The organism is Anaeroplasma sp. (assembly GCF_034179385.1).
GTDB lineage: Bacteria > Bacillota_I > Bacilli_A > Acholeplasmatales > Anaeroplasmataceae > Anaeroplasma.
On sequence record NZ_JAXFPY010000105.1, the window covers coordinates 1 to 12527 of the forward strand.

The following is a 12527-nucleotide window of genomic DNA, read 5'->3' on the forward strand; positions in this document are numbered from 1 at the left end:
CTTAAAAAAATTCCTGAAGATAGTAAAATGGAATTAGATAGAGCGTTAAAATTATTATCTACAAAGGATATTGGAAAATATTTAGAGGATAATTCTTTAATCATAAGGGAAGCGGCAGAAATGTTAAGCGATTATGATAAGACCCTGAGGCTAGAAGATTAAGAGATGCAAGATAAAAGCAGGAATATGAAGAGTGTATAAGACTTGAGGCAGCCAAGGATGAGGGTATTGCCCAAGGTGAATGCATTACTATAAAAAAACTATTTCAAAATGGAATGAAAAGGTAGAAATAGCAAGATTACTTAATTTAAGTCTTGATGAGGTAGAAAAGTATATTGAATAAAGGAGCATGGTTGCTCCTTTATTTAAATTTATATATTCTTTATCTATAGATAAAGTCTTATTTTCTTTCTTGTATTTTATCTTAGAAAATGATAAAATAAAAAAGTATAAAAAATTGTTGATGAAGCAGGGTAGAAGGAATCATTCCATAGCGAGGATAAGATGGTGTAAGTATCTGTATGAAAATTCTATTGGGCACTTCTGAGATCTTTTAACAAAAGACGTACCAGGCGTTAACGGTAAAGAGAGCGTAAGCTGAAGTAAGGTGGCACCACGACAAGATCGTCCTTATTCCTGTTTTCATATGGGATAAGGACTTTTATTTTTGAGGTCAATATGATAACATATCTAAAGCCTAAACGATTAGGAAATATTTTCTTAAGAGAAATTGAAGAAGCAGATTACTTAGATTTCTATTCTATTGGTTCTGATAATGAGGTTTGCAAATACTTAAATTGGGGACCATTTATAAAGCCCTGTGAGGCTTTATATACGATTAAAGAAATCTTTAATCAAAGACCAAAAGAAGATATGCTTCCTAAGGGATACGCAATACTTATGGACAACCATATGATTGGAATGATAGATTTTCACTCAGAAAACCAAAAACAGAATTCCATTGAAATTGGTTATTTCTTAAGTAGAAAATATTGGGGATTAGGTATTATGCATAAAGCATTAACCTATATGGTAGATTTAGCCTTTAGCTTAGGCTTCGATAAGGTTTATTTAGGAAGTATCGTTGACAATTTAAGAAGTATTCATTTAATTGAATCCTTAGGGTTCAAATATGAATACGAGAGTGTAGGAGAGGATAGTAGTAATCTTTTACACATTGTAAAATATTATTCAAAATATAAGAATGAGGAGTGATTATTATGATTACAAAGCCAAAGGGGACCTATGATGTATTACCTTTAGAATCTAAGGAATGGCAAAAGCTTGAAGAAGTAATCCGGAAGATATGTAAGCTTTATAACTATAAAGAAATACGTACACCTATTTTTGAATCTAGTGATGTCTTCCATAGAGATCAAAATGATACATCGGATATGGTGACAAAGGAGACCTATGACTTTAAGGATAGATCCGATAGAGGAATTACCTTAAGACCTGAAGGCACTGCAGGTGTTGCAAGAGCGTTTGTAGAAAATAAGCTTTATGTAGATAATCCTGTATCGAAATTATTCTATATGGGACCTATGTTCCGATATGAAAGACCACAAAAGGGAAGAAATAGACAATTCTCTCAATTTGGTGTTGAAGCCTTAGGTAGTGATTCAGCATATATTGACGCTGAGGTCATTGCACTTGGTGCATCCTTAATTCGAGCTTTAGGATTAAAAGATGTTACTGTAAAGATTAATTCCTTAGGTGATGAGGAATCTAGAAGCAAATATAAAGAGGTATTAGTAAATTATTTTTCTAAATACCAGGATTGTCTATGTGAGGATTGTAAGAACCGTCTTGTTAAAAATCCACTTAGAATTTTGGATTGTAAAGTCGATAGGAATCAAGAATTCTTTAAGGCAGCTCCAAAAATCAATGACTATTTAAATCAGGAATCTAAGGATAGATTTAAGAAGGTCTTAGATTCTTTGGATTCAATGGATTTAAAATATGTTATCGATGATAACCTAGTAAGAGGCCTTGATTATTATTGCCATACAGTATTTGAGCTTGAGGTAAATGTTCCTGAATTTGGTGCTCAAAATGTTATTGGTGCTGGTGGAAGATACAACAAATTAATTTCTGATCTAGGTGGACCACAAACCCCAGGTGTTGGTATGGCCTTCGGTATGGAAAGATTACTTCTTGCAACTAATTTTGCGGGAAAGAAATTAGCAAAGGATGATTCCATCCATGCTTATTTTATTGCCTTAGGTGAAAAAGCAGAAAAGGAAGCTTTAAAGATTATGAATGCTTGTAGAATTGGTGGACTTTCCTGTGAGATGGATTACTTAAATGGCTCCCTTAAGAGCCAGTTTAAAAAGGCGGATAAGAATAATGCAAGATTTACTATCATTTTTGGTGAAAATGAGCTAGAAGAAATGAAATGCAATATTAAGGATAATGAAACAGATAATCAAGAAACCATCTCGTTACTTGAGGTTTATAATTATATTTTATCAAAGCTAAATAAGGCAAGTGCTTGTAACACCTGCCCTATAAAGAATTAGAAAGAAGGAATTTTAAAATGAAAAGAGTTATGCTAAAGGACATAAAGCTTGGTGAGGTTAATCATGTTGCAGGCTTTGTTGAGTCCATTAGAAACAAAAAAGCCATGTGTTTTATTGTTTTAAGAGATGTATCTGGTAAGCTTCAGCTTACAATTGAAAAAGCAAACCATCCAGAAATGGAGGAGACTCTATCTAAGATTACAGTAGATACTGTAATTGAGGCTGAGGGTAAGATTTTATCATCCGAATATGTAAAGCTAAATGGTATGGAAATGTATCCAGATACTATTTCTATTGATAGTATTGCAGAGCCATCTCCAATTGTTGCCCCTAAGGGACAGGAAACCAATATCGATTTAAGATTGGATTATAGATGGATCGATTTACGTACAGATAAGAATACACTTATGTTTAAGTGTCAATCCTATTTTGTAGCTAAGTGTAGAGAATTCTTAGTAGAAAGAGATTTCATTGAAATCCATTCTCCAAAGCTAATTGGTGCAGAATCTGAATCTGGTGCTGGTGTATTCAAGGTAGAATACTTCGATAGAAATGCATACTTAGCACAATCTCCACAATTCTATAAGCAGATGGCTATGGCATCTGGCTTTGAAAGAATTTTCGAGTGTGGTCCAGTATTTAGAGCAGAAAAGTTTGCATCACGTAAGCATGCAACAGAATTCACAGGCTTTGACCTTGAATTCTCCTATATTGAGTCTTATCATGATGTAATGCATATGGAAGAGGAAATGCTTGCCTATGCACTAAAGGGTGTTCATGATAAATATGGTGAAGAGGTAAAGAAGGTATTTGGTATTGATATTGTAGTACCTACACTTCCATTCCCTGTAATGGATTTACATGATGTATATGATGAGCTTGAGGCTCGTTATGGCTATAAGGTTCCTGAGGAGGAAAAGTCTGATTTAACTACAGAAGGTGAAAGATTAGTTCAGAAGCTTTCTATGGATAAGTTTAATCATGAATTCCTATTTATTACAGGCTACAGTAAGGAATGTAGAGCATTCTATCATATGAGAGATGAGAAGGGTGTACCTTGTGGATATGATTTAATTTGGAAGGGCTGTGAAATCACAACTGGAGCACAGCGTGAGCATAGATATGAAATCTTAAAGGCTCAAGCAGAGGAGAAGGGATTACATGATGATGTTGCCTTCTATCTAGATTTCTTTAAATACGGTTGCCCTCCTCATGGAGGATTTGGTATTGGTGTTGACCGTATCACAATGATTATGTTTAACGAAGGTATCAAGGATGCGATGTTCATCTTCCGTGGACCTGATCGACTTAACCCATAAAAAAAGGAGAAAATGATATGAATTATATTAGCTGGGATGAATATTTCATGGGAGTTGCCTTACTTTCTGCAAAAAGAAGTAAGGATCCAAACACACAAGTAGGTGCTTGCTTGGTAAATGATGATAAAAAAATTATTGGTATTGGCTACAATGGCTTCCCAAGAGGCTGTAGCGATAATATATTCCCTTGGGGGAAGGCAGATTTAGACCCATTAAATACCAAATACCCTTATGTAGTACATGCTGAGGCTAATGCAATCCTAAATTCAAACGCAAACCTAAAGGGTGCAACACTTTATGTTTCCCTATTCCCTTGTAATGAATGTGCAAAGCTCATCATTCAATCTGGGATTAAAAAAATTATTTATATGAGTGATAAATATGACGGTACACCAATGAATTTAGCATCTAAAAAGATGCTAGATTCCGCAGGTATCCAGTATGAAACTATGAGAGAAATAGAGGTATTTGTTAAATAATGGATATCCTAAAATTTTATTTTAAAAAATTTTGGGCTTTATTTCTATTTATCATTCCATCCTTGGTATTCTTTTTTCTATGTGTGATTCCAACAAATCGTGCCATTATATTAAAGGGAGATACCACCTTATTTACATCCGTTATCAATATACATACAGAAAATGAACAAAAGGGCTCATTTTCAACCATTTATGTATATAATGTGGAAAAGGCTACCCTATTTCAAAATTTCATTGCAGAGCATTCCGATACCGCTGAGACCTATCTAATGAGCGATGCATCCACACATATTTCTGGAATGGAAAACTATCATGCAGGAAAGATCCAATATAATTCTAGTATAGGGAATGCGTTAGTATTAGCCTATAGTGAGGCATCTAAAGAAGATCCATCCATAAAATTAGATTATGAATTTATTGGATATCAAATTACCTATTATGGATTAAATTCAAGCTTCCGCATTGGAGATTTAATTAAAGGCATTTATTCAAAGACTTATGGTTCTACTATAATGGTAGATGATGATGTAAATCTATATAAGGAAGTTCTTACAAATTATGAAAGAGTAGATGAGGATTATTTCATCATAAATAGAAATGGAACTATGATGAATATTCCTTATATAAAAAATGTAAATACCTTTAGTGCCTATGGCATTTATGAATGTAATCCTATAAAATCAAATCCAACCTACGATGTATCCTCCAATTTAATTGGTGGACCATCGGGTGGATTACTTCAAACCTTATCCATTTATAACCAATTGGTAAAAGAGGATTTAACCCACGGCTTAAGAATTGCAGGTACAGGTACGATATCTCCTGATGGTAAGGTTGGCATGATTGGTGGTATCAAAGAAAAAATACCTACCGCATTTGACGATAAAATGGATATATTCTTTTGCTCAAAAGGAAATATAGAAGAAGCAAGGGAAGCTTATGCAAAGCTTCCAAATAAGAATATGAAGCTTATTGAAATTGAAACATTCTATGATGCCTTAAATTATTTAAAGGAGGGCTATAAAAATGACTTCGGAAGTGAAGAATAAAACCTATTTCAATGTCCAAGATGAAATAGATAAATTAAATATATCTAAAAAAGAAAAGATTATTGCACTTTCAATCGGTGTAGGATCAAGCCTTGCAATTGTAGCTGGTCCTATAGCTATATTTGCGAATTTGATGATGTTTACAAATTATCAGATTACCCTAGCATTTTTAATTGCTCTAATGGTTATTTTATTTACATTCTTAGCAGATTTTATCTATCTACATTTAACTACTAAAAAGAAAGTAGAGGGATTATATCATATTTGGAGTGTTGATGTTTTAATTGTAACCTTCGTTGTTTTAATTGTATTCTTTATATTAACAAAGCTAGTATTTAAATTATTTTAAATGGGAGGAATCTATTTATGTGGATTACTGCAATTTTATTTTTGATATTGGTAATAGGTGATCAAGTAAGTAAATATTTTACTATGACCATGATTGACCCAAAAAATCCAATTGAGATTGGCTCATTTGTAAAATTCCAATTGGTCTATAATAAGGGTGCAGCCTTTGGCCTTGGTGAAAATTTTGCTTGGATTTTAGTTGTTATTAGTGGTGTTGCAACCATTATTCTTGGCTATATAGCCATGAAAAATGACTGGAAGCATGGTAAATTTAATGCCATTGGTGTGACCATGGCATTTGCCGGCTGCGTTGGAAATTTAATTGATAGAGCATTAACCCTAGTAGGACTTAGAGATGGTGTTGTCGACATGATTTCCTTTGGACCATGGAATTGGTTCTTAGGCTTATTTGGTAGTGGAGAAAACACATTTAATGTTGCGGATGTATTACTTGTGTTTGGTTTAATCATGCTTATTATTGATTATTTATTCTTATACGATAAGAGAGCAAGAAAATATGGATATTATAGTAAAAGAAAAGAATCATGAAAATTTAAGACTAGACAAGGTATTAACCGAATTAATTCCTGATAAAACAAGAACCTATATCTTAAAAATGATTGAAGAAGAAAAGATTCTATGTAATGGTAAGCCATTTAAGCCTAGCCAAAAGGCACAAATAGGGGATGTTTTAACCATTTTAGATATTGAGCCTAAACCACTTGAGGTAAAGGCGGAAAACTTAAATTTGGATATCGTATATGAGGATTCTGATGTTGCAATAGTCAATAAGCCAAAGGGAATGGTTGTGCACCCTGGTGCAGGAAATTATGAGCAAACCCTAGTGAATGGCTTATTATATGAACTAGATGATTTATCTGAAATTAATGGAGTTATAAGACCTGGTATCGTTCATAGAATTGATAAGGATACCACAGGACTATTAATGATTGCAAAAAACGATAAGGCAAGCCTTGCCTTAACAGAGCAACTAAAAAATCATTCCTGTAAAAGAAAATATGTTGCCCTAGTTTATGGTGAATTCTCTGAAAAGAAGGGAAGAATTAATGCACCCATCGCTAGAAGCAAGGAAGATAGAAAGAAAATGGCTGTCGACAAAAACGGTAAGGAAGCCATTACGAATTTTACTGTCCTAAGAAGATTTAAGGGTTATACTCTAATTGAGTGTCAACTTGAAACCGGAAGAACCCACCAAATTAGGGTTCACCTAGAATACATTGGACATCCTTTAGTTGGAGATCAAACCTACGGTAGACGCAAAGTCATTGGAAATCAAGGTCAATTCCTACACGCAAAAACCATAGGCTTTATTCACCCAACTTATGGTGAGTGGATGGAATTTGATTCAGAAATTCCTGAATATATGACAAATTTTATGAATACCTTAGAAGAAATAAAGGATAAAAATGAGAAATAAGCTTTATTCTTTTATTTATCTTTGTCTGTTGCATTCCTATATGCCTTCATTAGTGAATTTTGGCTTCAAGGAGTGACTTGTGGTAAGGAGCCCAAGTAAATGATGTATTCATCGATTTTTCTGGGTTCTATACACGATTAGTCATTGTTTTAATTTACTTAATTAGGTATCCAAAGACCTAAAAATACCTGAAATTATACCGAATAACGTTTTCGGTATTTTCTTTTTGTCTTTAAATGTGTTATACTTGCAAATGGATTTTGTTTAAATGTTAAAAATATGAGAGAGGAAATGATACAATGCCATTATTTTTTAAGCGAAAATTATCGATATTTGTACTTACATTTTCGTTATTAATACTAGCAGAAATGACTGTGTTTTTAATTATATTTCAAACTCCATATGCGAATTTCTTCTTTCTAGAAATAGGTATTTATGTATTGTTACTTTCCCCTATGCTGTTATTTAAAAATAATAAGATAGCTATTAGCTATAGTGCAACTATATTGAGTCTTATCTTATTATTATTTGCCGTAAATGTAACCTTAGATTATGCATCTAGAGATATCTTCACATTTGCTTACCTTAAGCAAGCAGGAGAGGCTGTAAGCATCTTCGACTGGGACTACATCAATTGGCTTGCCCTAACGGTCTTCTTTGGCTTTAGTGGATTATATGTATTAGGTATATGTTTTATTTATAAATTCTTATTTAAGGGGAATGAAGAAGTAAGTTCAATAAGATATTTACCTAAGGGCGTATTACTCTTCTTAGCACTATCGATTACAGCCATATCGACACAGGCAATATCGGAAAATGTCGTGTATCAAGAATATGCAAATAATCCATTATTAAAAAATATGAGTGGATATCAAATAATTAATTATTTATCGAATTACCTTAAAAAGACCTCTATGAAAAAATATGGTATTATTAGCTATTCTTTAGCAACCGCCCAAAGTAGTGTTATAACGACACAAATTGAAGATATCCCAAATGAGGGTGAAGATACAATGAATATTACTCCAATTACGGATGATTATTATGGATTACTTGATGGCTATAATGTCATTGAAATTATGATAGAATCTGGAAGTAAATATCTACTGAATGAGGAATTAACTCCAAATTTATGGAATCTACAAAAGGAAGGTATTTATTTTACAAATAATTATTCTAAGAATAAAACGAATGTATCTGAATTCATTGGAATTAATGGTGCAAACCTACAAAATATTCAATATTATGAGGGTGAATTACCATATTCGATACCACAGTTAATTAAAGAGAAGGGCTATACATCGAATTATTTTCATAACAATTATGGAGAATTCTACAATAGAGATAAGGAAATGCAAACCCTAGGCTTTGATAATATCTATTTCTCTTTAGATATTAATGAAGAAAGACAGTGGTACAACAACTACGATGGTAACTATCCACTAGATAGTGAAACCATAGATGATATAATGGATAGAATTGCACCAGCGAATTCCTCTCCTTATTATTCTTATTGGACTACACTATCCATGCATGGCCCATATACAGGTATGGATAATTGGAATAAATTTATAGAGCTTGGCTATGTAGATAAATTACATCAAGCAAGGGATAATGGACTATGGGAAAACCCATGCCTTGATGATCCAATAGAGGTACAAGCCCAAATTGAAATGGTTATGTGTGAGACTATGGATTTTGATTTTGCCTTAGGTAAGCTAATCAAGCATCTAAAGGATACCAATCAATATGATAATACCTTACTTATCTTATATGGGGATCATGAAACCTATTATTCTGTTGGAATTGATAGACCGCTTAAGGAATATGTTTATAATTGCGAGGATGAAAAATACCCTAAGCAATTTGAAACGATGCTCTTTATATCAAATCCTACTTTAACAAAAAAATATAAGGAGCATAATTCCATATCCATTATGGATTATGCCTATTATAATGATTTTACATCTCCATATATTATAGTACCTACAATCTTTGAACTGTTAGGTATCAAATATAATCCAGATTATTATACTGGAGTATCTATTTTCCAAACAGAAACTCCACTAGATAATATATTTTATTCCAATGAGCTTGGCTCATTATTTACAGATAAAATATATACGATAGATGTTTCAAGAGAATATTTATATCAAGAAGAGGATCTAGATAATGCCTATTTAGAATTATTCCAAGCAAAGATTACAAAATTACTAGAAAAGATTAATTCTATCGATAAAATGTATATGAATGGTGAATATAAAAAGGAAGAAGAAGCCAGAACTTTGGCTTCTTTTCTCTTTTTGCCCATACGAAACAATGTATTGACCTATATATTATTCATCACATAATTCTTTTGTAAAGGATTAGATAGGGATTTATGAATAAAAAGTTAGAAATGATAATTGTAATTGCAAGTGCTATAGCTTTAATAACTACAATTCTTTCAATAGTATTTCTAAAAAAATTTTAATGATTCTGAAGGAATTCGAAATTATAAATGTGTATTTAGGTATAGGAGGATGGGGAACCAATAGGTATATATATCTATATAGTGAAACTGCTCCTTCGAAAGAAGGTAATTATTGGCATTAAGTAGATGGTTTATAACCATATGGGAATAAAATATAGGTTATTTATACAAAATTGTCTTTAAAAATGTTTTCATAGACCCTTGATTTTTTTCACTTTGTTGCTATTTACATATCTTTATGGTATACTTTACTCAAATTAAGTCTATTTATTTATAAATAGTACTGCAGAAAGGAGTAGGGAATATGCTTCAGTTTATGATCAATTTTATTCATAATAATATCTATTACATCATACCTCTACTTGGTATTTTTACCATTTCTGCAATCTATAGTGCAAAGGCTAGAAGCGTTGTGCTTGTTTTCGTATCTACAATTCTTTTAATTGGATTATCCTTCGTTATTAATCGCTATAGCACAAATAACGAAAATGTAAGAAGTATCTTAGTTTCTATTATTACATTATTTACTGATGTATTCCATTTGTTTGTACATGCATTCTTAATTAATGTACATTTCATGCAAATTATGTATTCTGCAGGAATCTATGTATTCTTCTATACTATGGCATTCTCCTTCATTATTCGAATTGTATTCCATGCAATTCATTTTGCGTTTGTTATTAAGGGTATCTTTAAAAAAGCATTGATATTATTTGAAAGAATAAGCAATGCTTTTTATAGCTATATAAAAAATTTCATTATAAATTCCTTTTTAGGCTCTTTTCATCAGGTAATGAGAATCTAGTAGTATTTCTATTCCTTAGAAATATTTTTTACTATGCATTTAAAATTACTAGATGGAGGGGCTTTTTATTATGAAAGAAAATGAAGAATTAGAAAATAAAGAATTTGTTTACAAGAAAAAACCATTTTATTCGTTTATTAAAAGAGCATTCGATATATTTGCATCAGGTATGTTCTTACTATTATTTGGATGGTTTATTTTAATTATGGTCATCATAAAATGGTTTGAGGATTTCCATAATCCAATATATACCTCTATAAGAGTTGGTAAAAATGGTAAATTAATTAAATTTCATAAGATAAGATCTATGTGTCCGAATGCTGAGGCGATGAAGGCGGATTTGATTGCTAAAGGAATGAATGAGGCAGATGGTCCAGCGTTTAAGATGAAAAATGATCCAAGAATCACAAAATTCGGTAAATTCCTAAGAAAGACATCTATTGATGAATTACCTCAGATTTGGGATATCTTTGTAGGTAGAATTTCTATAGTAGGACCTAGAAGTCCACTACCTGATGAGGTTAAGAAATATACAGAATATCAATTACATAGACTTGATGTAAAGGGTGGTTTATTATGCTTATGGCAAATTGAGCATAATCGAAATCAATTATCCTTTGATGAGTGGGTTGAGCTTGATTTAAAATACATTCAAAAGAGAAATATATGGTTAGATTTAAAAATAATATTTAAAGGAGCTTGGATGGTCTTATTTGATCGTTCGGGAGAATAGCAAGGTGAGGTTGTTATGGAAAAGGTATTACATATATCAAAATACTATTTTCCTTTTATAGGTGGAGTTGAGCAGGTCGCAAGAGATTGTGTTAATGCTTTAAAGGATAAATATGAACAAAAGGTCATTTGCTTCAACCACGAAAAAGGAGATAGCGTAGATGAGGTAGATGGAGTAGAGATAGTGAGAGCTTCATGCTTTGCTAAGGTAGCATCTCAATCCTTAAGTATGGATTATAAGAAGCTATTTAAAAAGGTTTTAAATGAATTTAAGCCTGATTATGTTGTATTCCATTATCCAAATCCATTTGTAGGTTCTATTCTTACAAAGTATTTAAAAAAGAAAACATTTAAGCTAATTTTATGGTGGCATTTAGATATAGTTAAACAAAAATTCTTGAAAATATTTTTTGAAGGACAAAATAAAAAGCTTCTTAAATATGCAGATAAAATAGTAGCTACTTCACCAAATTATGTGGAAGGTAGTCCATATTTATCTTCAAATAAAGAGAAATGTGTAGTTATACCTTGCTGCTTCAATATAGATAGGATAGCATATAATGATTCTAATATAGCAGCATCTTTGAAATTGAAAAAGAAATATGAAGGCAAAACAATTTTATTTGCTTTTGGTAGACATGTTCCGTATAAGGGACTAACCTATTTAATTCAAGCAGCTAAATTATTAGATGATTCCTATAAGGTTTTAATTGGAGGTAAGGGCCCTTTAACTGAAGAATTAGAGAATGAAGCAAAGGGAGATTCTAAGGTTGAATTCTTAGGTAAGATATCTGATGATGATTTAAAGAATTATTTTCTTGCTTCAGATATTTTCTGCTTCCCGTCCATCACAAGAAACGAGGCCTTTGGTATTGGACTTGCTGAGGCAATGTACTATGGTAAGCCTGCAGTCACATTTACAATACCTTGTAGTGGTGTAAACTGGGTTTCTATTCATAATGAAACTGGCTTAGAGTGTGAAAATGGTAATGTTAAGTCTTATGCAGATGCAATAAAGAAGCTTGCCAGTGATAAGGCTTTAAGAGAAAAGCTTGGTGCAGCTGCAAAGGAAAGAAGCATAGAGCATTTCACCTATGAAAAATTTAAGGAGAATACAATTCAGTTATTTAATTCCCTAGAGGAGGAATAATATGTTAACATTCTTAATTATGGCAGGTGGATCTGGCGAAAGATTTTGGCCACTATCCACAAGAGAAAAGCCAAAGCAATTACTAAAAATTTTTTCAGATAAATCCTTAATTCGTTTAGCATATGAAAGAATAATACCCTTAGTACCTAAGGAAAATATCTTCATTGCAACAAATTCTATTCAGGTTCCTGCATTAAAAGAGGATTTAGTTG

At 32.1% G+C, this 12527-nt stretch carries 13 protein-coding genes; all 13 read left to right on the forward strand.

Translation table 11 applies throughout. The features are described from left to right. Positions 1–678: 678 nt before the first annotated feature. Positions 679–1215: a GNAT family N-acetyltransferase gene (locus SPJ17_RS06950; protein ID WP_321094034.1), complete on the forward strand. Its 537-nt coding sequence runs from the start codon at positions 679–681 to the stop codon at positions 1213–1215. Between the two features lie 5 nt (positions 1216–1220). Next, entirely contained in the window at positions 1221–2522 is a 1302-nt protein-coding gene (gene hisS, locus SPJ17_RS06955; protein WP_321094037.1) for a histidine--tRNA ligase, read from the forward strand. A gap of 17 nt (positions 2523–2539) precedes the next feature. Then, positions 2540–3841 (forward strand): aspartate--tRNA(Asn) ligase, encoded by a 1302-nt coding sequence (aspS, locus tag SPJ17_RS06960; RefSeq protein ID WP_321094039.1) that lies wholly within the window; start codon positions 2540–2542, stop codon positions 3839–3841. Positions 3842–3858: 17 nt separating this feature from the next. Continuing rightward, entirely contained in the window at positions 3859–4320 is a 462-nt protein-coding gene (locus SPJ17_RS06965; protein ID WP_321094042.1) for a dCMP deaminase family protein, read from the forward strand. Positions 4321–4403: 83 nt separating this feature from the next. Further along, positions 4404–5369: a S16 family serine protease gene (locus tag SPJ17_RS06970; protein WP_321094045.1), complete on the forward strand. Its 966-nt coding sequence runs from the start codon at positions 4404–4406 to the stop codon at positions 5367–5369. Beyond that, positions 5347–5718: a hypothetical protein gene (locus SPJ17_RS06975; RefSeq protein WP_321094048.1), complete on the forward strand. Its 372-nt coding sequence runs from the start codon at positions 5347–5349 to the stop codon at positions 5716–5718. Before SPJ17_RS06970 ends, SPJ17_RS06975 begins: the two co-directional genes overlap by 23 nt. A 17-nt stretch (positions 5719–5735) precedes the next feature. Further along, on the forward strand, positions 5736–6266 hold the full coding sequence (locus tag SPJ17_RS06980) for a signal peptidase II (protein ID WP_321094050.1): 531 nt from the start codon (positions 5736–5738) through the stop codon (positions 6264–6266). Further along, a complete protein-coding gene (locus SPJ17_RS06985) occupies positions 6235–7155 on the forward strand; it encodes an RluA family pseudouridine synthase (protein WP_321094053.1) in 921 nt (306 codons plus the stop codon). Before SPJ17_RS06980 ends, SPJ17_RS06985 begins: the two co-directional genes overlap by 32 nt. Positions 7156–7529: 374 nt before the next feature. Then, on the forward strand, positions 7530–9506 hold the full coding sequence (locus SPJ17_RS06990; protein WP_321094055.1) for an LTA synthase family protein: 1977 nt from the start codon (positions 7530–7532) through the stop codon (positions 9504–9506). Positions 9507–9932: 426 nt separating this feature from the next. Further along, positions 9933–10433, forward strand: coding sequence for a hypothetical protein (locus tag SPJ17_RS06995; protein WP_321094058.1), 501 nt, complete (start codon positions 9933–9935; stop codon positions 10431–10433). A gap of 70 nt (positions 10434–10503) precedes the next feature. Continuing rightward, complete coding sequence (locus tag SPJ17_RS07000) at positions 10504–11166, forward strand: sugar transferase (RefSeq protein ID WP_321094060.1); 663 nt, start codon at positions 10504–10506, stop codon at positions 11164–11166. Between the two features lie 15 nt (positions 11167–11181). After that, the gene (locus SPJ17_RS07005) at positions 11182–12315 is read left to right on the forward strand and encodes a glycosyltransferase (protein ID WP_321094063.1); all 1134 of its coding nucleotides are present in this window, start codon (positions 11182–11184) and stop codon (positions 12313–12315) included. A 1-nt stretch (position 12316) separates the two neighbouring features. Next, positions 12317–12527 (forward strand): sugar phosphate nucleotidyltransferase (locus tag SPJ17_RS07010; RefSeq protein WP_321094066.1); only part of this gene is annotated, 211 nt, incomplete at its 3' end.

Coding starts and splice junctions, on each gene's coding strand:
- SPJ17_RS06985 (WP_321094053.1), top strand. CDS start 6,235: ATGGATATTATAGTAAAAGAAAAGAATCATGAAAATTTAAGACTAGAC.
- SPJ17_RS07000 (WP_321094060.1), top strand. CDS start 10,504: ATGAAAGAAAATGAAGAATTAGAAAATAAAGAATTTGTTTACAAGAAA.
- SPJ17_RS06975 (WP_321094048.1), top strand. CDS start 5,347: ATGACTTCGGAAGTGAAGAATAAAACCTATTTCAATGTCCAAGATGAA.
- SPJ17_RS06965 (WP_321094042.1), top strand. CDS start 3,859: ATGAATTATATTAGCTGGGATGAATATTTCATGGGAGTTGCCTTACTT.
- SPJ17_RS07005 (WP_321094063.1), top strand. CDS start 11,182: ATGGAAAAGGTATTACATATATCAAAATACTATTTTCCTTTTATAGGT.
- aspS (WP_321094039.1), top strand. CDS start 2,540: ATGAAAAGAGTTATGCTAAAGGACATAAAGCTTGGTGAGGTTAATCAT.
- SPJ17_RS06995 (WP_321094058.1), top strand. CDS start 9,933: ATGCTTCAGTTTATGATCAATTTTATTCATAATAATATCTATTACATC.
- SPJ17_RS06980 (WP_321094050.1), top strand. CDS start 5,736: ATGTGGATTACTGCAATTTTATTTTTGATATTGGTAATAGGTGATCAA.
- SPJ17_RS06950 (WP_321094034.1), top strand. CDS start 679: ATGATAACATATCTAAAGCCTAAACGATTAGGAAATATTTTCTTAAGA.
- hisS (WP_321094037.1), top strand. CDS start 1,221: ATGATTACAAAGCCAAAGGGGACCTATGATGTATTACCTTTAGAATCT.